Source organism: Streptomyces sp. NPDC017991, from assembly GCF_044328075.1.
Lineage (GTDB): Bacteria > Actinomycetota > Actinomycetes > Streptomycetales > Streptomycetaceae > Streptomyces.
The window spans coordinates 10,580-34,824 of record NZ_JBIRGP010000025.1; the positions used below are offsets into that span (position 1 = coordinate 10,580).

Genomic DNA, 24,245 nt, shown 5'->3' on the forward strand with positions numbered 1-24,245 from the left:
TGTGCCGGAAAAACGGACCGTGAACGGTCCGGACGACATTACGTCCGACGTCAGGACCCCTGGGGGATGGTCGCTTTGTGCTCTGTTGAGAAGGGTGGGCAAGTGGGTAACCCCCGGAGCCCGGTGGTACCGGTCGCGACGATTCCCGAACTGTTCGGGCGCTGCGTCGCGGCGGCGCCGGACGCGCCCGCCCTGGTGTCCGGTGAACAGTCGCTGACGTACCGCGAGCTGGACGAGCGGTCGGGCCGGCTGGCCCGGGCACTGACCGCCCGGGGCGTGGGCCCGGAGGCGGTGGTGGGCGTGTCGCTGCGGCGGTCCCCCGAGCTGTGGGTGACGGTCCTGGCGGTGCTCAAGGCGGGCGGCGCCTATCTGCCGCTGGACCTGGCGCACCCCGCCGAGCGGCTGACGTTCATGGTCGAGGACTCCGGGGCCGGTCTGATCCTCGTCGACGCGGACACCGCCGAACGGCTGCCGGAACTGCCCGCCCCCGTGCTCCGCGTCGCCGACCTGATCGACGAGACGCACCCGCCGGCCGACGCCACCGCGCCGGCCCTGCCCGGGGCGGCCCGTGCCGCGTACGTCATCTACACCTCCGGCTCCACCGGACGCCCCAAGGGTGTGGTGGTCACCCACAACGGGCTGGCGAGCCTGCTCGCGGTGCACCAGGACCGGTTGAAGGCGACCGCCGGCAGCCGGGTGCTCCAGTTCGCCTCGCCGAGCTTCGACGCCTCGGTCTGGGAGATGTGCATGGGCCTGCTGTCCGGTGCCACCCTGGTGGTCGCGGACAGCGAGGAACTGGCCCCGGGCAGCCCGGTGGCCGACACGATCGAACGCCACCGTGTCACGCACGTGACCCTGCCCCCGCCGGTGCTCGCCGCACTCCCCGCCGGCTCGCTGCGCACCGTACGGACCCTGATCGTCGCCGGCGACGCCACTTCGCCGGAACTCGCCGAGACCTGGGCACCGGGCCGTCGCATGATCAACGCCTACGGCCCGACCGAGACGACCGTCTGCGCCACCATGAGCGAGCCACTGCCCGGTGACGGCACGATGCCGTCGATCGGCGGGTCCGTCACCGGCAGCCGCGTCCATGTGCTGGACGACGACCTGCGGCCCGTCGACACCGGTGTGGTCGGCGAACTGTACGTGTCGGGCGCCTCGTTGGCCCGCGGCTATCTCGGCCGGCCGGACCTGTCCGCCGTGCGCTTCGTGGCCTGCCCGTTCGGCGGGGCCGGCGAGCGGATGTACCGCACCGGCGACCTGGTGGAGCGCACTTCGGGCGGCGACCTGGTGTTCCACGGCCGCGCCGACAGCCAGGTGAAGATCCGCGGCATCCGCGTCGAACCGCGCGAGGTCGAGGCGGTCCTGGCCGCCCATCCCGGCGTCGCCCAGGCCGCGGTGATCAGCGTCGACGGGCGGACGGCCGGCACCAGGCAGCTGGTGGGCTATGTGGTCCCGGCCCGCTCCGGCGAACACGCGGCGACCGGCGGCACCGCGTACGGCGCCGTCTCGTTCGACTCCGGCTTCACCGCCGGTGAGCTGCGCGGTTTCGTCGCGCAACGACTGCCGGACGTCATGGTTCCGGCGGCCTTCGTGGTGCTCGACGCGCTGCCGCTCAACCCCAACGGCAAGCTGGACAAGGCCGCGTTGCCGGCCCCGGAGTTCAAGGGCGGCGTATATCGCGCGCCGAGCACGGCGCGGGAGCAGATCCTCGCCGGCCTGTTCGCCGAGGTCCTCGGTGTGGAGCGGGTCGGTGTCGACGACGACTTCTTCGCGCTGGGCGGCGACAGCATCCAGTCGATCCAGGTGGTCTCCCGGGGCCGCGCCCAGGGTGTGGACGTCGGCACGCGGGACGTCTTCGAGTACCGCACCGCCGCAGCGCTGGCCGAGATCTCCGAGGCACGCGGGCCGTCCGACGCCGGCCCGGTGCCCGCCGAGCCGGACGGTGACGGCACCGGCTGGATGCCGCTGCTGCCGGTGGCGAGCTGGATCCGCGACTGGGGGCCCGGGTTCGACCGGTTCCTGCAGGCCATGGTCTTGGAACTCCCGGCCGGCATGGACCGGTCCCGGCTGACTGCCACCCTCGGCGCCGTACTGGACCGCCACGACCTGCTGCGCTGCCGCCTGGCACCGCGGCCGGGCGAGGAGAGCGGCGGTACCGGGACCGGCGGCACCGGCCTGCTGGTGGCCCCGCCCGGTACGGTCGACCCGGACGGGCTGCTCCGCAGGGTGGCCTGTGACGGGCGGTGGGAGCAGGAACCCTGGCGCGAAACGCTCCTCGGCGAACTGGACGCCGCCGCGGAACGGCTGGCCCCCGCCGCCGGTACGGTCGCGCAGTTCGTCTGGTTCGACGCCGCGCAGGGACCGGGCCGACTGCTCGTCGTGCTGCACCACCTGGTGGTCGACGGTGTGTCCTGGCGGATCCTGATGCCCGACCTCGCCGCGGCCTGGCAGGCCGTCCGCGACGGCGCCACCCCGGAACTGCGACCGGTCGCGACCTCGGTCAGGCGCTGGACGCACGCCCTGGCGGAGGAGGCCGCCCGGCCGCACCGCACGGCGGAGCTGGAACTCTGGCAGTCGATCGTCGCCGGTCCCGACCCGGTGCTCGGCACCCGGCGTCTCGATCCCGCCGTCGATGTGATCTCCACCGTCCGGGAGACCCGCGTCGAGCTGCCCGTGCCGGTCACCGAGGCACTGCTCAGCGCGGTGCCGGCCGCCTACCACGGCGGGGTCAACGACGGCCTGCTCGCCGCACTCGCCCTGGCACTCGCCCGCTGGCGCCTGGGCCGCGGCATCGACGAACCGTCCGCGCTGATCCGGATGGAGGGCCACGGCCGCGAGGAGGGCGTCGCGCCCGGCGCCGATCTGACCCGCACCGTGGGCTGGTTCACCAGCGTCTTCCCGGTACGTCTGGACCTGGCGGGCGTGGACCTGGCCGACGCCTTCGCCGGCGGACCGGCCGCCGGGACCGTCATCAAGAGAGTCAAGGAGCAGGTCCGGGCCGTCCCCGACAAGGGCATCGGCTACGGTCTGCTGCGCTTCCTCAACCCGGACACCGCCGAAGCCCTGCGCGCCCACCCCGTCGGCCAGATCGGCTTCAACTATCTGGGCCGCTTCTCCGCCGCCGACATGCCAGAGGAGTTCCGCGGGCTCGGCTTCACCCAGGTCACCGACGTGGCCGAACTCGCCGACCTCGATGCCGCCCAGGACCCGCGGATGCCCGCGCCCGCCGAGCTCGACATCAACGCCACGGTCACCGACACCCCCGAAGGGCCCCGGCTGGCCGCCCGGTTCACCGCCCCGGAGGGCGTGCTCGACCCGGCCGAGGTGGCGGAGCTGGCACAGCTGTGGTGCGCCGCGCTCAAGGGCCTCGCCCGTCACATCGCCACCCCCGGCGCCGGGGGCCTGACCCCCTCGGACGTGCCGTTGGTCCGCGCCCGGCAGAGCGACCTCGACGCCTGGCGTCAGCAGTACCCGGGGCTGACCGACGCCTGGCCGCTGACACCCCTCCAGGCGGGGCTGCTGTTCCATTCCATGCTCAACGACTCCGAGTTCGACGCCTACCAGGTCCAGTACGCGCTGCATCTGTCCGGGCGGGTCGACGCCGACCGGCTGCGGGCGGCCGGACAGACGCTGCTGAGCCGTCATCCGAGCCTGCGCACCGCCTACCGGACGGACGCCGGCGGTGACCTCGTGCAGCTGGTCCTGGAGAGTGTCGAACTGCCGTGGGAGACCGTCGACCTGACGCGGCTGGACGAGGACGCGCGCACCGAAGCCTTCGAACGGGTGCTGGCGGACGACCTCAGGGCCCACTTCGATCCCGCCGCCCCGCCGCTGCTGCGGATGACCTTGGTCAGCACCGGCACCGAGCGGGCCGAACTCGTCCTGACCGCCCACCATGTGCTGTTCGACGGCTGGTCGGTGCCCCTGCTGGTACAGGACCTGCTTCGGCTGTACGGCTCCGACGGCGACCCCTCGGTGCTGCCGCCGGCGCGCAGTTACCGGGACTTCCTGGCCTGGCGCGCCCAGCGGGACCCGGCGGAGTCGGCCCGGGTGTGGACCGCCGAACTGGCAGGGATCGACGAGCCCACCCTGCTGGTCCCGGGCGCGGAGGCAGCCGCGGGCGCCGGCACCGGCAAGGTCGACGTACCGCTCTCGGCGGACGACGCCCGGAGCCTGGTGCGCCGGGCCGCCGAACTGGGTGTCACCCTCAACACCGCGGTGCAGGCGGCCTGGGGCCTCCTGCTCGGCCGGCTCACCGGCCGCCAGGACGTGCTGTTCGCCTCCACCGTCGCCGGTCGGCCGCCCGCGGTGCCGGGCGTCGACTCGGTCGTCGGCACCTTCCTCAACACCGTCCCGGTACGGGTGAGGTGCGCTCCCGCCAGCACCTTCGCCGAGCTGCTGACCGGCCTCCAGGACCGGCAGGCCGCTCTGCTCGACCACCATCACTACGGACTCAGTGACATCCACCAGGCCGTCGGCCTCGACCGGCTGTTCGACACCATCATCGGCTTCGAGTCGTTTCCGATGGACCGTGCCGGAATCGTCGAGGCCAACAGGGCGGCCGGGATATCGATCACCGGCATCCGCTCCTTCACCGCGAGCCACTACCCGGTGACGGTGCTCGTCTTCCTGGACTCCGACCGGCTGCGGCTGACCGTGCAGTACCAGCAGCAGGCACTCGACCGGGCGGCGGCGACCACGATCGCCGGCCGCTACGGACGGATCCTGAGCCAGCTCGTCGCCGACCCCGAGCGCAAGGTGGGCACCGTCGACGTACTGACGTCCGCCGAACGCGGGCAACTGCTCGGCGAGCCGACCGCCGCCGACGGGGCCGCCCAGGACACCGGGGCCGGGAACGTCGTCACGCTCTTCGAGCGCCGCGCCGCTGCCACGCCGGACACCACGGCCGTGGTGTCCGGCGAGGAGTCCCTGACCTACCGCGAGCTGAACTCCCGGGCGAACCGGCTGGCGCGCACGCTGATCGGGCGCGGCATCGGACCGGACACCGTGGTGGCGGCGGCCCTGCCCCGCTCGGCCGCCATGGTGACCGCGCTGCTGGCCGTGCTGAAGGCCGGCGGCGGCTACCTCGCGGTGAACCCGGACGACCCGGGGGAGTACCGGCGCCACCTCGTCGCCGACGCCGCCCCGGACCTGCTCCTCACCGCGACCGCGACCGCCTCCGAAGACGTCCCGCCCGGCGCCGGGCCGCCGCACCTGGGCCTCGACGAGATCACCCCCGTCGGACCGGACGACGACGAGGGCGACCCGGCCGACCCGGGCGACGCGGACCGCGTCGCGCCGCTGCACCCGGACCACCTGGCGTTGGTGACAGTCACCTCCGGACATCCCGGCGACACCCGTGGTGTGGAGCTCACCCACGGCAACCTCGGCGCCGGGGTGGCCGGACTGGCCGCGCGCCTCGACGCCCCGGCCGGGGCCCGCCTGCTGGCCGGCGCCCCCGCCGCCTTCGAGGCCACCGTGTTCGAGGTCTTCGCGATGCTGTGCGCCGGCGGCACCGTCGAACTCGCCGCGGCCCCCGGCACGCCGAGCGAGGAGAAGGGCTGGAGCGGCGACATCATCAGCACCGTCCCCTCGGCGTTCGCCGCGCTGCTGGACCGCACGACCGGCGACATCGCCGTCGACACGGTGGTGTTCACCGGTGAAGCGCCGACGGCCGCACTGGCGCAGCGCGTCCGTGAGACGGTCCCCGGCGCCCGGCTGGTCAGCGCGTACGGCCTGAGCGAGACCGGCTACGTCGCCGCCCACGCCGCATCCGGCGAGGACACCTGGCCCGGCCGGTCGGCCGCCGCCTTCGGCACACCGCTGGCCCGCGCCCGCCTCTACGTGCTGAGCTCGGGACTCACCCCGGTACCGCCGGGCGCGGCCGGGGAGGTGTACGTCGCCGGTCCCACGGTGGCGCGCGGCTACCGGAGCCGGACCGGTCCGACCGCTGAACGGTTCGTCGCCGACCCCTACGGTCCCCCCGGCTCCCGGATGTACCGCACCGGCGATCTGGCCCGGCGGAACGCCGACGGGCGGCTCGAACACCTCGGCCGGGACGACTCCCAGGCCACGGTCCACGGCGTACGCGTCGCACCGGGCGCGATCCAGGACCTGTTGGCGGCACAGCCCGGCGTGGCGGAGGCGGTGGTGGTGTCCGGCGAGGACCGGCGCGCCCACGGAACCCCGCAGCTGGTGGCCTACGTGGTGCCCGAAGACGTAGGCGCGCCGGACGAGGCCGTGAGCACCGACGAACTCGCCGGCCTGCTCGCCGGACGGCTGCCGCACCCTCTTGTGCCCGCCGCCCTGGTGGAGCTGGACCGCGTGCCGCGCAGACCCGACGGCCGCCTGGACCGGGCGGCGCTGCCCGCCCCGGAATCCGGCGGCCGTGAGTACCGGCCCCCCAGGACACCGGAGGAAGAGGCGCTCTGCTCCCTGATGGCAGAGGTCCTGGAGCTGGAGCGGGTCGGCATCGGCGACGACTTCTTCGAACTCGGCGGCAACTCGATCACCGCCACACGACTCACCAGCCGCATCAGGAAAACACTCGGCGTGAACGTGCCGATCAGAGACATCTTCCAGTTCCGCACCATCGCCGAACTGTCGCGCACCGTAAAGAACGCGACGAGGTCGAGCCGGCCCCGTCTGCGCAAGATGAACAGGAGTGGACAGTAATGATCCCGTTGTCCTTCGCGCAGCGTCGTCTTTGGTTCATCGACCGCTTCGAGGGTCCCTCGGCGACCTACAACGTGCCGTTCGCCCTGCGGCTCTCCGGTGCGCTCGACGTGGTGGCACTCGAAACGGCCGTACGTGACGTGGTGACGCGGCACGAGAGCCTGCGCACCCTGATCGTCGAGGACTCCCAGGGCGTGGCCTTCCAGCAGGTCGTGCCGGTCGCCGGGGCGACGGTCGACCTGCCGGTGACCGAGGTCGCCCCGGACGCGCTCGACGACACTCTTGCGGAGATCGCCGCATCGCATCTCTTCGATCTCTCGGCGGAGATCCCGGTGCGTGCGCGGCTGTTGCGAGTGGGCGCGGACGAGCACGTACTGCTGCTGCTGGTTCACCACATAGCTGCTGACGGCGAGTCGATGGGGCCGCTGGCACGCGACCTGGGTGTGGCGTACTCGGCGCGCGTGCGGGGTGCGGCTCCGGGATGGACCGATCTCCCCGTGCAGTACGTGGACTACACGATGTGGCAGCGCGAGGTGCTGGGGGACGAGTCCGACCCGGAGAGCGTGCTGTCGGGTCAGGTGGCCCACTGGCGCGACGAGTTGGCCGGTGTCCCGCAGCCGGTGCGGCTGCCGTCGGACCGGCCGCGGCCGCCGGTGGCGTCGCATCGGGGCAGCATGGTGGAGTTCGCGGTGGACGGGGGTCTGCTGGGGCGCGTGGAGTCGTTGGCGCGCGACCGGGACGTGACGGTCCCGATGGTGATGCAGGCCGCGTTGGCGGTGGCGTTGCAGCAGTTCGGGGCGGGCGAGGACATACCGATCGGGTCGACCATCGCCGGGCGTACGGACGATGAACTGGTCGACCTGGTGGGGTTCTTCGTCAACACGTGGGTGCTGCGCGCGGATCTGTCGGGGCGACCGTCGTTCGTGGACGTTCTGGGGCGCGTGCAGGAGAAGGCGCTGGCGGCGTACGACAACCAGGACGCGCCGTTCGAGCGTCTGGTGGAGATGCTGAACCCGGAGCGGTCGACGGCGTACCACCCGTTGTTCCAGGTGATGTTCACCTGGGAGAACGATGCCTGGATCGATGTGGACATGCCGGGGCTGGCGGCGCGGTTCGAGGTGCTTTCGACGCCGACGGCGAAGTTCGACCTGGAGTTCAACTACTTCTCGGATCCGGCGAAGCCGGGTCTGCTGTGCTACCTGGAGTACGCGACCGATCTGTTCGACGCGGCGACCGCGCAGCGGATCGCGGACGGGTATGTGCGGGTGATCCGCGCGCTGGTCGAGGACCCCGCCGCCCCGGTGGCCGCTGTCCAGGCCCTGGACGACGCGCAGCGGGAACTGGTGCTGCGCCGCTTCAACGACACCGACGAGCCGACACCGCGCGTGTCCGTACCGGAGTTGGTGGCGCGCCGGGTCGAGGCGTCTCCGGACGCGGTCGCGGTGGAGTGCGGCGGGACGACGCTGACGTACCGGGAGCTGGGGGAGCGGTCCGACGTACTCGCGTCGGTACTGGCGGGGCAGGGGGTGCGTCCGGGCGCGCTCGTCGGTCTCGCACTGCCGCGCACCGCGATGCTGCCGGTCGCGCTGCTGGCCGTCCTCAAGGCCGGCGGCGCCTATCTGCCGATCGATCCGCGGTATCCCAGTCAGCGGCTGGACTTCATCGTCGGCGATGCCGCTCCGGTGCTACTGCTGACCGACAGGGACACCGAACACGTCCTGCCCGCCGGTGACATCCCCCGGCTCCACCTCGACGACCTCGACCTCACCGAGCCGCGTGAGCCGGTCCAGGTCACCCTGCACCCGGACGACGTGGCGTATGTGATGTACACGTCGGGTTCGACGGGCACCCCGAAGGGCGTCGCGGTCACCCACGGCGGTGTGGTCAACGGCGTGCTGCGCCTGGCCACCACCATGGACATCGGCGCGCACACCCGGATGCTGGCCGCGACCTCGGTCAACTTCGACGTGTCCGTGTTCGAGGTCTTCACCACCCTCGCCGCGGGCGGCACCGTCGAGATCGCCCGCGATGTGCTGGTGATCGCCGAGCGCGGGGACTGGCAGGGCGGGGTCATCTCCACCGTCCCGTCCGTGTTCTCCGAACTCCTCGACCAGGTGGCGGGGAAGATCACCGCCGACACCGTCGTCTTCGCCGGTGAGGCGCTGCCCGCAGGTCTGGTGACCCGGGTCCGCGAGGCCATCCCCGGCGTCCGCGTCGTCAACGCCTACGGGCAGACCGAGAGCTTCTACGCCACCACCTTCCCGATCCCCTCCGACCAGGAGTGGGCCGGTGCCGCCGGTGCGCCGATCGGGGCGCCGCTGGGCAACATGCGCGCCTATGTCCTCGGCTCCGGTCTGGGGCCGGTGCCGGTGGGTGTGGTGGGTGAGTTGTATGTCGCGGGGAACATCGCGCGTGGCTATCACGGGCGGGCGGGGCTGACCGCGGACCGTTTCGTGGCCGACCCGTACGGTCCGGGCGGGTCGCGGATGTACCGGACGGGGGATCTGGCCCGCTGGACGTCCGAGGGGCAGTTGGAGTACGTCGGGCGTGGTGACGCCCAGGTCAAGATCCGTGGCCTGCGTATCGAACCCGGCGAGATCGAAGCCGCCCTCACCAGCCATCCCGGCATCACCCACGCCGCCGTCACCATCCACGACGGTCCCGACGGCAGCAGGCAACTGGTCGGCTACGTCGTCCCGGTGGACGCGGACGCCAGCGGCTTCGGCACCGTGGAGAGCCTGAGCGAGCTGGACGTGGACCTGACCACCGGACTGTCCGTCCGCGAGCTCCGCCGCTTCGTCGCGGGCCGGCTGCCGGAGTTCATGGTCCCGGCCGCCTTCGTCGTACTGGACCGGCTGCCGCTTGCCCCCAACGGCAAGCTCGACCGCGGCGCCCTGCCCGCACCCGAGTTCACCGGCCAGGCCTACCGGGCCCCGCGCACGGCCGCGGAAGAGATCCTGGCCGCCGTCTACGCCGAGGTGCTCGGCGCCGACCGGGTCGGCGTCGACGACGACTTCTTCGCCATCGGCGGCGACAGCATCCGCTCCATCCAGGTCGTCTCCCGGGCCCGCGCCCAGGGCATCGAGGTCACCCCCCGCCAGATATTCGAGTGCCGTACTGTCGCCGAGCTGGCGCACACGGCGGGCTCCGGCGACGGGCAGGGCGCCGAGTCCGTCCTCGCGGAGCTCGACGGCGGCGGCGTGGGCCGCATGCCCCTGCTGCCGGTCGGCAAGTACCTGCTCGAACTGGGCGGCGGCATCGACCGGTTCGCCATGTCGATGACGGTCGACCTGCCGGACGGCATCGACCGCCAGGCGCTGTGCGCGACACTGACCGCGCTCCTGGACCGCCACGACCTGTTGCGCTCCCGCCTCGACCGCCGCAACGGCGGCGCCCTGGAGGTGACCCCGGCCGGCACTGTCGACGCTTCGGGCCTCATCCACCAGGTCGCCTGCGACGGCACCTGGGGAGAGGACTGGCAGCGGTCCGCCCAGGACGAGCTGGACGCCGCCACCGCCCGCCTGGACCCGGCCGCGGGTGTGATGGCGCAGTTCATCTGGTTCGACCCCGAGCAGGCGGGCATCCCGGGCCGGCTCGTGATCGTGCTGCACCACTTCGTGGTGGACGGCGTGTCCTGGCGCATCCTGCTCCCGGACCTCGCCGACGCCTGGAAGCAGGTCGAACAGGGCGCCACGCCCGTACTGGCTCCGGTCGCCACCTCCGCACGCCGCTGGGCCCACGCCCTCACCGACGAGGCGGCCGACCCGCAGCGGGTCGCCGAGCTGGACGCATGGCGCGCGACCGTGGACGGCCCCGATCCGCTGCTCGGCGATCGGCGGCTCGACCCGGTGGCCGACGTCGTCTCCACCGTGAGGCATGTCTGGGTCCGGCTGCCCGCAGCCGTGACGGAGGCGATGCTGACCACCGTGCCCGCGACGTTCCGCACCGGCGTCAACGACGGGCTGCTCACCGCCCTCGCCCTCGCGGTGGCGCGCTGGCGGCGCGCCCGGGGCACCGAGGAGTCCTCGGCGCTGATCCGCCTCGAAGGACACGGCCGCGAGGAGACGGTCGCCCCCGGCGCCGATCTTTCCCGCACCGTGGGCTGGTTCACCAGCATGTTCCCCGTCCGCCTGGACATCGCCGGGGCGGACCTGGACGAGGCCTTCGCCGGCGGCGCCGCCGCGGGAGCCGCCGTCAAGGCCGTCAAGGAACAGCTCCTCGCCGTCCCCGACAGGGGCGTCGGCTACGGCCTGCTCCGCTACCTCAACCCCGAGACCGCCGACGTCCTGCGCCGCTACCCGACCGGCCAGATCGGCTTCAACTACCTGGGCCGGTACGCGGCTTCGGACATGCCGGAGAATTTGCGCGGCCTCGGCTGGACACAGGCCGAGGGCACCGCGGAACTGGTCGCGGAACCCGACCCCGCCATGCCCGCGCTGTCCGTCCTCGACGTCAACGCGCTGGTGACCGACACCCCGCAGGGGCCGCGGCTCGCCGCCCGTCTCGGCTTCGCCTCGGGCATCCTCGACGAGGACGACGTGCGCGAGCTGGCCGACCTGTGGTGCGAGGCACTGGAAGCCCTCGCCCGACACGCCGCCGCCCCCGGCGCCGGCGGGCTCACCCCCTCCGACGTGCCGCTGGTGCCCGTGACCCAGGGCGAACTGGAGACCTGGGAGCGGCGCCTCCCGGACCTGGCCGACGTGTGGCCGCTGACCACCATGCAGTCCGGGCTGCTGTTCCACGCGCAGCTCGCGGGCTCGACCTTCGACGCCTACCAGATGCAGCTGGTGTTCCACCTCTCCGGTGACGTGGACGCGGACCGGATGCGGGCGGCCGGGCAGGCGCTGCTGGACCGCTACCCGAACCTGCGGGCCGCGTTCGTCCAGGACGCCGCCGGGGACCGGGTGCAGCTGGTGCCGGAACGGGTCGAACTGCCCTGGCACGAGGCCGACCTGACCACCCTCGGCGAGGACACGCGTGAGGAGACCCTCAAGCAGTACCTGGCCGACGACCACAACGACCACTTCGACCTCGCCACCGCGCCGCTGGTGCGGATGAGCCTGCTGAAGACCGCCCGGGAACGCTGGGAACTCGTCTTCACCGCGCACCACGTCCTGTTCGACGGCTGGTCGGTGCCGCTGCTGATGAAGGACCTGCTGCGGCTGTACGCATCCGGCGGCGACGCCTCCGCACTGCCCCGGGCGCACGGCTTCCGCGAATTCCTGGAATGGCTGAACGGACAGGACCGTGCGGCGGCGGCCCGCGCCTGGTCCGCCGAGCTGTCAGGCGTGGAGGAGCCCACCCTGCTCGCCCCCGACGCGCTGTCCGGGGCCGACCCGGCCGGCATCGGACAGGTCGACGTGCCGCTCACCGCTGACGCCGCCCGTGAACTGTCGCGCCGCGCCGCCGAGCTGGGGCTGACGCTGAACACGCTGGTGCAGGGGACCTGGGCCATCCTGCTCGCCGGGCTGACCGGCCGTGAGGAGGTCGTCTTCGGCGCCACCGTGTCCGGCCGCCCGCCGGCCGTGCCGGGCGTGGACTCGATGGTCGGCCTGTTCATCAACACCCTGCCCGTGCGGGTGCGCTGCGCCCCCGCCGGCACCCTGCGCGGCATGCTCGCCGACCTCCAGGAGCGGCAGAGCGCGCTGCTGGACCATCACCACCACGGGTTGCTGGAGATCCACAAGGCCACCGGGCTGAACGTGCTGTTCGACACCCTGGTCGGCTTCGAGTCCTACCCGATCGACAGCGTGGGTCTGACGGAGGCCAACCGCGCGGCCGGCATCGAGGTGACCGGCATCAGCCCGCTCAGCGGCGCGCACTACCCGCTGGTCGTGATGGCCTTCGCCGAACCGCACCTGCGGGTCGGTCTCCAGTACCAGCACCACCTGTTCGACCGCGCGCGGGCCGAAGGCATCGCCGCCCGGTTCGCCGGTGTCCTGCGGCAGCTGGTGACCGACCCCGACACCTCCCTCGGCGCACTGAGCATCCTGGAGCCGGCCGAACGGGACCGGCTTCTGCACGGCCTCAACGACACCGGTGCGCCGGTCCCCGAGCGGACCGTGCACGAACTGTTCGCCGAACAGGCCGCCGCCACGCCCGACGCGACGGCGGTGGTCTTCGGCGACGAGGAACTGACCTACCGCGAGCTGGACTCCCGGGCCGGCCGGCTGGCGCGGGTGCTGGCCGACCGCGGGGTGCGGTCCGAGTCGGTCGTCGGGCTGGCCCTGCCGCGTTCCACGGAGCTGATCGTCGCCCTGCTGGCCGTTCTCAAGGCCGGCGGGGCCTATCTTCCGATCGACCCCGACTACCCGTCCGGGCGCATCGAGTTCATGCTCGCCGACGCCCGGCCCACGGTCCTCCTGACGGACGGGGAGACCGCAGCGAAGCTGCCGGCGGGCGACTGCCCGCAGCTGGTCCTCGACGATCCCGCGACACGGGAGGCGGTGGACCGCGCGCAGGCCGACTCCGACCTGCCGGCCGGGCCGGGGTCCGGTGACCGGCTCGCCTACGTGATGTACACCTCCGGCTCCACCGGCGTCCCCAAGGGCGTCGCGGTCACCCACCGGGCCGTGGCCGGCCTGGCCCTGGACCGCCGCTACCGTGGCGCCGCCCACGAGGGGGTGCTGCTGCACTCGCCACAGTCCTTCGACGCCGCGACGTACGAGCTGTGGGCCCCGCTGCTGGGCGGTGGCAGGGTCGTCGTGTCCCCGCCCGGCCGGCTCAGCCCGGCCGAGCTGGGCGCCCTGCTGGTCCGGCACCAGGTCACCGCGCTGTGGCTGACCGCCGGTCTGTTCAAGTCGATCTCCGACGAGGACCCGGAGTGCTTCGCCGGTGTGCACGAGATCTGGACCGGCGGTGACGTCGTCTCCCCGGCCGCGGCGCGGCGCGTGCTGCGGGCCTGCCCCGGCGTCACCATCGTGGACGGCTACGGACCCACCGAGACCACCACGTTCGCCACCTGCCACCCGATGCCGACCGCCGAGGACGTCGGCGAGACGGTGCCGATCGGCCGGCCGATGGACAACATGCGGGTCTACGTGCTGGACGCCGCACTGCGCCCGGCACTGCCCGGCGTGCCCGGCGAGCTGTACATCGCGGGCGCCGGCCTGGCCCGCGGCTACGTGAACCGTGCCGCGCAGACCTCGGACCGCTTCGTGGCCTGCCCGTTCGGCGAGCCCGGGACACGGATGTACCGCACCGGCGACATCGTCGCCTGGACCGAGGACGACACCCTGGCCTTCCGTGGCCGCGGCGACACCCAGATGAAGATCCGCGGCTTCCGTATCGAGCCCGGGGAGGTCGAGGCCGCCCTGATGTCCCATCCCGGCGTGGCCCAGTCCGTGGTCACCTGGGACGAGGACCGAACGGGCGACCGGCGCCTGGTGGGCTATGTGGTGCCCGCCGCGGACGGCTCCGACACGGCAGGTGCCGAGGAGCAGGTCGACGAGTGGGAACAGATCTACGACGACATGTACGCCGTCTCCGACGCGCGTTGGGGTGAGGACTTCTCCGGCTGGAACTCCAGCTACTCCGGGCAGCCGATCGCGCTGCACGAGATGGCGCTGTGGCGGGACGCGGCGGTGGAGCAGATCACCCGCTGGTCCCCGCGCCGGGTGCTGGAGCTCGGCGTCGGCACCGGCCTCCTGATGTCCCAGCTCCTGGACCGCACCGAGGAGTTCTGGGGAACCGACATGTCGTCGGCGGTCATCGAGCGGCTCGGCGAGCAGGTCGCCCAGGCCGGTTTCGCCGACCGGGTGCACCTGCGGCACCGGCACGCCGACGACATGTCGGGCCTGCCGCGCGAGCACTTCGACATCGTGGTGCTCAACTCGGTGGTGCAGTACTTCCCCGACGCCGACTACCTGGACCAGGTGCTGACGCGGGCACTGGAACTGCTGGCACCCGGCGGCCGGATCCTCGTCGGTGACGTGCGCAACGCCGGCTCGCTGCGGCTGTTCCGGACCGGCGTGCAGCGCGCCCACCACCCGGAGGCCGCCGCGTCGGTGACCCGCGCCGCGGTCGCCCGCGCCATGCTGATGGAGAAGGAACTCGTCCTCGACCCCGAGTGGTTCGCCCGCTGGGGCGAGCGGCAGGGCGCGGGCGTCGACATCCGCCTCAAGCCCGGCCGGTTCCACAACGAACTGACCCGGCACCGGTACGAGGTCGTACTGCACAAGGCGCCCGCCGACGCGGTGCGGCTGGGCGACGCCCCCGTCGTGCGGTGGGGCCGGCCGGTGGACGACCTGACCGGTCTGGAACACGTGTGCCGCACCCTCGGCGACGGCCCGGTGCGCGTCACCCGTATCCCCAACGCCCGGCTGGCCGCCGAGGTCGAGGCCGCCGCGGCGGTCTCGCTGATCCCCGAACCCGCCGCCGGCGGCGGCCCCGCGCTGGATCCGCAGGAGTTGTGCGACTGGGCCGCGGAGCACGGCTGGGGCGCGCTGGTGACGTGGTCGGCGGACGCCCCGGAGTGCTTCGACGCGGTGCTCCTCCCCGGCGGTCCCGTCGCCGACCGGGTGACCACCGGTGGCTTCGCGCCGTCCGGCCGCACCGACCGGACGCTGGCCAACGATCCGGCCGCAGCCGGCCGGATCGGCACCCTGGTCACCTCGCTGCGCGGCTACCTCAAGGACCGGCTGCCGGACCACCTGGTGCCCTCGACGGTGATCGCCATCGCCGAGGTGCCACTGACCGTCAACGGCAAGCTGGACCGGCGGGCCCTGCCCGCGCCCGACTACACCAACGCCGCCGGCGGCCGGGCGCCGCGCACCCCGCAGGAAGAGCTGCTGTGCGGGCTGTTCGCCGAGGTGCTGGGCCTGGACCGGGTGGGCATCGACGACGACTTCTTCGCGCTGGGCGGCCACTCGCTGCTCGCCACCCGCCTGGTCAGCCGCATCCGCACCGCGCTCGGCGCCGAACTGCCCATCCGGGTGGTCTTCGAGTCGCCCACGGTCGTGGAACTGACCGCGCATCTGTCGGCCGGCGCACCGGTACGGCCGCCCCTGCGGCGCGTCGAGCACCGCGGGGAGACCGTCCCGCTGTCCTACGCGCAGCGGCGGCTGTGGTTCATCGACCGCTTCGAGGGCCCCTCGGCGACCTACAACGCGCCGTTCCCGCTGCGGCTTTCCGGTGAACTGGACCCGGCCGCGCTGGAGCTGGCTGTGCGTGACGTGGTCGCACGGCACGAGAGCCTGCGGACCCTCATCACCGTCGACGACCAGGGCATTCCGTCCCAGCGGGTCCTCCCGGTGCCCCGAGCACCCCTGACGGTCCCCGTCGTGGAGGTGGCCCCCGGTGGTCTCGACGACGCCATGGCCGAGGCCGCGGGCCATCTGTTCGACCTCGCCACCGAGATTCCGCTGCGGGCGACCCTGCTGCGGCTCGGCGCCCAGGAACACGTCCTGATGCTGCTGATCCACCACATCGCGAGCGACGGCTCGTCCATGGCCCCGCTCGCGCGGGACCTGACCACCGCCTACGCCGCGCGCAAGGAGGGCGCCGCCCCCGAGTGGCCGGAACTGCCGGTGCAGTACGTGGACTACACCCTGTGGCAGACCGAACTGCTGGGGGAGGAGTCCGACCCCGACAGCGTGCTGGCCGGCCAGGTCGCCTACTGGCGTGAGGAACTGGCCGACGTACCGCAGCCGTTGCGGTTGCCGTCGGACCGGCCCCGGCCGCCGGTGGCGTCGCACCGGGGCGCGGCGGTGGAGTTCGCGCTGGACGCGGAGACGACCGCGGCGGTGGAGGTACTGGCGCGGGAGCGTGGTGCGACGGCGTCGATGGTGCTGGAGTCGGCGCTGGCGGTGCTGCTCCACGCGCTCGGCGGTGGGGACGACGTGACGATCGGTTCACCGATCGCGAACCGGACCGACGAGGCGCTGGCCGATCTGGTCGGGTTCTTCGTCAACACCTGGGTGCTGCGGGCCGACCTGTCGGGCAATCCGTCGTTCACGGACGTGCTGGCGCAGGTACGGGGCAAGTCCCTGGCGGCGTACGACAACCAGGATGTGCCGTTCGAGCGCCTGGTGGAGGTGCTGAACCCGGAGCGGTCGACGGCGTACTCGCCGTTGTTCCAGGTGATGTTCGCCTGGCAGAACTTCGCGCGGAGGGACTTCGCCCTGCCGGGTCTGCGGGTGGAGTTCGAGCGGGTCCGCACCGAGACCGCGAAGTTCGATCTGTTCTTCAACATGGCCGACCTCCCGGGCCGGGGCGTGGTGGGTCTCCTGGAGTACGCCTCCGACCTCTTCGACCACGACACCGCCCAGGCGGTCGTGGACCGCTATCTGCGCCTGGTCCGCGAACTGGTGGTCGAGCCGTCGCGGCCGGTGGACCTCGCGGAACTGCTGGAGCCGGCCGAGCGGGAGCTGGTGCTGTACGGCCTCAACGACACCGCGCAGCCCACTCCCGCGGTGACCGTGCCCGGCCTGGTGGAACGGCAGGCGGCCCTGACGCCGCACGCGGTGGCGGTGGTCTTCGGCGAGGAGTCGCTGAGCTACCTCGACCTGGACGCGCGGTCCGACCGACTGGCCGAGGTGCTGGTCGGGCGTGGGGTGGGTCCGGGTGCGGTGGTGGGTGTCGCGCTGCCGCGTACGGAGTTGCTGCCGGTCGCGCTGCTGGGGGTGCTGAAGGCGGGTGGCGCGTACGTGCCGATCGATCCGCGGTATCCGAGCGCGCGGCTGGACTTCATCGTCGGTGACGCGGCCCCGGTGCTGTTGTTGACGGACCGGGACACCGAGCACGTCCTGCCCGACGGTGACATTTCCCGCGTCCATCTCGACGACCTGGACCTCACCGAGCAGGGTGAGCCGCGGGAGCCGGTCCAGGTCGTCCTGCGGCCGGACGACGTGGCGTACGTGATGTACACGTCGGGTTCGACGGGCACCCCGAAGGGCGTCGCGGTCACCCACGGCGGTGTGGTCAACGGCGTGCTGCGCCTGGCCGCCGCGATGGACATCGGCGCGCACACCCGGATGCTGGCCGCGACCTCGGTCAACTTCGACGTGTCCGTGTTCGAGGTCTTCACGACCCTCGCCGCGGGCGGCACCGTCGAGATCGCCCGGGACGTGCTGGTGATCGCCGAGCGCGGCGGCTGGCAGGGCGGGGTCGTGTCCACCGTGCCGTCCGTCTTTTCCGAACTCCTGGACCAGGTGGGAGGGAAGATCAGCGCCGACACCGTGGTCTTCGCGGGTGAGGCGCTTCCGGCCGGTCTGGTGACCCGGGTCCGCGAGGCCATCCCCGGTGTCCGGGTCGTCAACGCCTACGGGCAGACGGAGAGTTTCTACGCGACGGTGTTCCCGGTCCCCGCCGGTGAGGCGTGGGCGGGTGGCGGGAGCGCGCCGATCGGGGCGCCGCTGGGCAACATGCGCGCCTATGTCCTCGGCTCCGGTCTGGGGCCGGTGCCGGTGGGTGTGGTGGGTGAGTTGTATGTCGCGGGGAACATCGCGCGTGGGTATCACGGGCGGGCGGGGCTGACCGCGGATCGTTTCGTGGCCGACCCGTACGGTCCGGGCGGGTCGCGGATGTACCGGACGGGGGATCTGGCCCGCTGGACGTCCGAGGGGCAGTTGGAGTACGTCGGGCGTGGTGACGCCCAGGTCAAGATCCGTGGTCTGCGTATCGAACCCGGCGAGATCGAAGCCGCCCTCACCAGCCATCCCGGCGTCGCCCAGGCGGTCGTGATCAGCCACCCCGGCCACGACCGGAGCGGCAGCGGGCAGCTGGTCGGCTACGTCGTCCCGGTGAGTACCGACTCCGGCGGCACGGTGGACGAGCAGGGCGTGTTCGCGGCCCCGATGACCGCCGGTGTCTCCGATCGCGAGCTGCGCCGGTTCGTGTCCGGCCGGCTGCCGGAGTTCATGGTCCCGGCCGTCTTCGTCATGCTGGACCGGCTGCCGCTCGCCCCCAACGGCAAACTGGACCGCGCCGCGCTGCCCGAGCCCGACTTCGGGGGCGAGTCGTACCGCGCGCCCCGTACCGCGGCCGAGCACGTCCTGGCCGCCGTCTACGCCGAGGTGCTCGGCGTGGACCGGGTCGGCGTCGACGACGACTTCTTCGCCATCGGCGGCGACAGCATCCGCTCCATCCAGATCGTCTCCCGGGCCCGCGCACAGGGCGTCGAGGTCAACGCGCGGCAGATCTTCGAACTGCGGACCGTCGCCGAACTGGCCGAGGCGGCAGGCAGCGAACTCGCCGCAGGCCCGGTGCTCACGGAACTGGCCGGCGGCGGCGTCGGCGAGCTGCCCCTGCCTCCGATAGGCCGCTACCTGCTCGAACTCGGCGGCGGCTACAACCGGTTCGCCATGTCGGTGGCCCTGGAACTGCCGGCCGGTATCGACGAGGACGGGCTGCTGGCCACCCTCGGCGCGGTCCTGGACCGCCACGACGTACTGCGCTCCCGGCTGGACCCGGAGGGCGACTGCGCCCTGGTGGTGGCCCCCGCCGCCACTGTCGACGTCGCGAACCTGGTCCGCACCGTGGCCTGCGACGGCACCTGGGACGAGGACTGGCTGCGGACGGCCAAGGCCGAACTCGACGCAGCCACCGGCCGGTTGGACCCGGTCGGCGGAGTGATGGCGCAGTTCGTGTGGTTCGCCCCCGAGCAGGCCGGCGTTCCCGGCCGGCTGCTGGTGGTCCTCCACCACTTCGTGGTCGACGGCGTGTCCTGGCGCATCCTGGTGCCGGACTTCGCCGCTGCCTGGGAGCAGGTCCGTGAGGGCAGGACCCCCAGCCTGCCCGAGGTCGGCACCTCGGTGCGCCGCTGGGCACACGCCATGCAGGACGAGGCGTACGAGGAGGACCGCCTCGCCGAACTGCAGCACTGGCTCGACACGGTCGAGGGCCCCGACCCGCTGCTCGGCTCACGCGCGCTGAACCCGGCCGTGGACCTGATGTCCACCGTGGAGTCCGTCTCGGTGGAGCTGCCGGAGCGGCTGACCGAGTCGCTGCTGACCACCGTGCCCACGGCGTTCCACGGCGGAGTCAACGACGGACTGCTGTCCGCGCTGGCCATCGCCACCGCCAAGTGGCGCGCCGCCCGGGGCATCGAGGAGACCTCGGCGCTGATCCGCCTCGAAGGACACGGCCGCGAGGAACAGGTCGTGCCCGGCGCCGATCTGTCGCGCACCGTGGGCTGGTTCACCAGCATGTTCCCCGTCAGGGTGGACACGGCGGGGGTCGACCTCGACGACGCCCTGACCGGCGGACCGGCCGCCGGCCGGGTGATCAAGAACGTCAAGGAGCAACTGCTGGCCGTCCCCGACAAGGGCATCGGCTTCGGTCTCCTGCGCCATCTCAACCCGGCGACCGCGGCCGAGCTGGACTGGCAGCCGACGCCGCAGATCTCGTTCAACTACCTGGGCCGGGTCTCGGTCGACGACATGCCCGAGCAACTGCGCGGCCTGGGCTGGACACCGGCTGCCGACGCTCTCGGGCTGACCGCGAACCTCGACGCGAACATGCCGGCGATGGCGACACTGGACATCAGCGCCTACGTCACCGACACGGAGCGGGGTCCGCGGCTGAGCGCCCGGGTCGCCTTCCCCACCGGACTGCTGTCCCGGGCCGACGCCCAGGAACTGGCGGACCTGTGGCGCGACGCCCTGGAGGGGCTGACCCGGCACGTCGCCAGCCCCGGTGCCGGCGGGCTCACCCCCTCCGATCTGCCGCTGCTGTCCGTGGCCCAGAGCGAGATCGAGCGCTGGGAACGGCAGTACCCCGGTCTGACCGACGCATGGCCGCTGGCCCCGCTCCAGTTCGGTGTGCTCTTCGAATCGATGCGGCTGGAGGAAGGCGCGTTCGACCCGCATCTGGTGCAGGTCTCCTTCCACGCCCAGGGCCGGATCGACGCGGCCCGCATGCGGGCCGCGGCACAGGCTCTGCTGGAGCGGCACGCCAACCTGCGCGTCGCGTTCATCACCGATGTCCAGGGCGACCTGGTGCAGCTGGTGGTCGACGAGGCCGAGGTGCCCTGGCGGGAGGTCGACCTCAGCGGCCTCGACGAACGGGAACGCGAAGAGGCGTACGAGCGGCTGCTCGCCGAGGACCACCATGTGCACTTCGACCCGCAGAAACCGCCCATGCTGCGCGTCACCCTGGTCCGGCTGAGCCCGGTCAGGTCCGAGCTGGTGCTGACCGTCCACCATGTGCTGTTCGACGGCTGGTCGTTCCCGATGCTGGTGCGCGACCTGCTCCAGCTGTACGCGGCCGAGGGCGACGGCACACTGCTGCCCAAGGCGCCCGAGTACAAGGACTTCCTGCGCTGGCTCGCCCGGCGGGACGTCGAGGCGGACGCCAGGGCCTGGGCGAAGGAACTGGACGGCGTGACCGAACCCACGCTGCTGACACCCGACTTCGAGGGCGGCACCAGCGAGGACCAGCGGGCCGGGACGGTCGACGTCCCGCTGCCGCTGGAGGCGGCCCGAGCGCTGAAGCGGCGCGCCGCCGAGCTCGGGGTGTCCATGAGCACGCTGGTGCAGGGCATCTGGGCGCTGATGATCGGGCAGCTGACCGGACGGCAGGACGTGCTGCTCGGTACCACCGTCTCCGGCCGGCCGCCGGAGGTGCCCGGCATCGACTCCATGGTCGGCCTGTTCGTCAACTCCCTGCCCATCCGTGTGGAGTACGCGCAGCACCACACGTTCACGGAGGTGCTGCGTGGCCTCCAGGACCGGCAGACGGCGCTGCTGGACCACCACCACTACGGGCTGTACCGCATCCAGCGGGAGACCGGGCTGACGAACCTGTTCAACACCATCGTGCTCTTCCAGTCCTTCCCGGTGGACCGGGACGGCATGGGCGAGGCCGACGCGGCGGCCGGGCTGTCCATCACCGGTATGCGTCCGGCCACCGGCGCCCCGTACCTGGTCGGTCTGGCGGCGGACGCCGAACCCGACCTGCGGATGATCCTCCAGTACCAGCGGAACGGCATCCGCGAGGAGACGGTGCAGCTGATCGCCACCCGGCTGCTGCGGCTGCTTCGGCAGCTGGTGGCCGATCCGGACGTGCCGGTCGGCGCGGCGGACGTGCTCGCCCCGGCCGAGCGGCATCAACTGCTCGACCGGTTCAACGACACCGCGGCGGCCGGCCCCGCGCGGACCGTCCCGGAGCTGTTCGAGCGGCAGGTGTCCGCCGCGCCGGACGTGGCCGCTGTGCTGTTCGAGAACGAGTCGCTGAGCTACCGGGAACTGGACGCCCGCGCCAACCGGCTGGCCCGGGTGCTGGCCGGGCGCGGCGTCGGACCCGAGACGGTCGTCGGCGTGGCGCTGCGCCGCTCGCCCGACTGGTGTGTGGCGGTGCTCGCGGTGATGAAGGCGGGCGGCGCCTATCTGCCGCTCGACCCGGCGTACCCGGCCGAGCGGCTCACCTTCATGGTCCAGGACTCCGCGACGGACCTGATCCTGGTGGACGAGGAGACCGACGGCCGGCTCCCGGAGCTGTCCGCCACCCGACTGCGCCTGAACGAACCGGAGTTCGTCGCGGAGCTGGCCGGGGCGAGCCCCGACCCGCTGACCGACGCGGACCGTTCGTGCCCGCTGTCGGTGGCCAACGCGGCGTACGTCATCTACACCTCGGGCTCCACCGGACGCCCCAAGGGGGTGGCGGTCACCCACACCGGCTTCGCCAACGTGGTGGCGGTGATCGTCGACCGGATGAAGGTCTCCTCCGGCAGCCGCGTGCTCCAGTTCGCCTCCCCGAGCTTCGACGTCTCGGTGGGCGAGATGTGCATGTCGCTGCTCGCCGGGGCCACCCTGGTGATGGCCGGCAAGGACAGGCTGACCGCCGGCGACCCGCTGGTGGAGACCGTCGGCGAGTACCGGGTGACCCACGCGATCCTGCCGCCGGCCGTCCTGGCGGCGCTGCCTGCGGACTCACTGCCCTCCGTGGAGTCCCTGATGGTGGCCGGTGAGGCGACCTCGCCGGAACTGGCGGCAACCTGGTCGGCCGGGCGGCGGATGTTCAACGGTTACGGGCCGACGGAAGCCACCGTGGGTGTGACCGTGAGCGAGCTGACCGGGGACGGCCGGGTACCGATCGGCCGGCCCATCCCGAACACCCGCATCTATGTGCTGGATTCCGCGCTGCGGCCGGTGCTCCCGGGCGTGCCCGGCGAGCTGTACATCGCCGGTGCCGGGCTGACCCGCGGCTACCAGCACCGGACGGGGCTGACCGCGAGCCGCTTCGTGGCCTGCCCGTTCGGTGAGCCGGGTGAGCGGATGTACCGCACCGGAGACCTGGTCGCCTGGACCGCGGACGGCGAACTGGACTTCTACGGCCGCACCGACAACCAGGTGAAGATCCGCGGCTTCCGGATCGAACTCGGCGAGATCGAGGCCGCGCTGACCGCGCACGGCGGGGTGGACCAGGCGGTGGTGGTGGCCCGGGAGAACGAGGAGGGGGACAAGCAGCTGATCGGGTACATCGTCCCGGCGGGCGGGGCGGTGGCCGTGGAGGAACTGCGCCGGCAGGTCTCGGAGCGCATGCCCGAGTACATGGTCCCGGCGGCCTTCGTCACCCTGGAACAGTTGCCGCTGACCCCCAACGGCAAGCTGGACCGGGACGCGCTGCCCGACCCGGACTTCAACAGCGTCGCCTACCGCGCACCCCGGACCTCGCTGGAGAGGACCCTGGCGGAACTCTTCGCCGAGGTGCTGGAGCTGGACCGGGTGGGCATCGACGACAACTTCTTCGATCTGGGCGGACACTCACTGCGGCTCACCCGGCTGCTCAGCCGCATCCACGCGCTGCTCGACATCAAGGTCCCGATCCGGGTGATGTTCGGCTCCTCGACCGTGCTGCAGCTGGCCGAGTACATCGAGGAGCAGACCGGCACAGAGGCACCCGCCTTCACCGATCCCTTCGCGGTGGTGCTGCCGATGCACGCGGGCGGCAGCGAGTCGCCGGTGTGGTTCATCCACCCCGGGGTGGGACTGTGCTGGTCCTACCTGGGCTTCGCGGACCGGCTCGGCGACCGTCCGGTCTACGGGATCCAGTCACGCGGATTCGACGGATCGCTCCAGGTCGAGTCCACCGAGGCCGTCATCGACGACTATCTGGAACAGATCCTCGCGGTGCAGCCGGAAGGACCCTTCCATCTCGTCGGGCACTCCTCGGGCGGTACCTACGCCCAGGCGATCGCCGCCCGGCTGCGGGCACTGAAGCACGAGGTGCCGTTGCTCGCACTGCTGGACAGCCCGCCCAGCAGCTGGTTCCGGCGCGTCACCGAGCCGGTGAACATCGCCGAGGTGCGGGCGTTCTTCGACGAGTTCTTCCTCGCCTCGGTGGGGGAGGACAGCAGCCGGAAGGAACTGGTGACCAACGCCAGCGCCGTATTCAAGGCCCATTCCGAGAAGCTGCCGGAGTTCGACTCACCCGAGTTCGACGGCGACGCGCTGTTCTTCTACGCGACGCTCAACCCGGACGACTCCTACGCGGCCGACTGGGAACCGCTGATCGGCGGCACCGTGCACCAGTACGACATCGCAGCCACGCACATGGACCTGGCCAAGCCAGGACCCGCGGCCGAGATCTGCCGCATCCTCACTCGCCACCTTGCGGAGAACTGACCC

At 72.4% G+C, this 24,245-nt stretch carries 2 protein-coding genes; both read left to right on the forward strand.

All coding sequences use genetic code 11. From position 1 onward, the window contains the following. The first annotated feature begins 102 nt into the window (after positions 1-102). Entirely contained in the window at positions 103-6,678 is a 6,576-nt protein-coding gene (locus ACH4DZ_RS42750) for an amino acid adenylation domain-containing protein (RefSeq protein ID WP_398294941.1), read from the forward strand. Next, positions 6,678-24,242: an amino acid adenylation domain-containing protein gene (locus ACH4DZ_RS42755; protein ID WP_398294943.1), complete on the forward strand. Its 17,565-nt coding sequence runs from the start codon at positions 6,678-6,680 to the stop codon at positions 24,240-24,242. Before ACH4DZ_RS42750 ends, ACH4DZ_RS42755 begins: the two co-directional genes overlap by 1 nt. Positions 24,243-24,245: the final 3 nt, after the last annotated feature.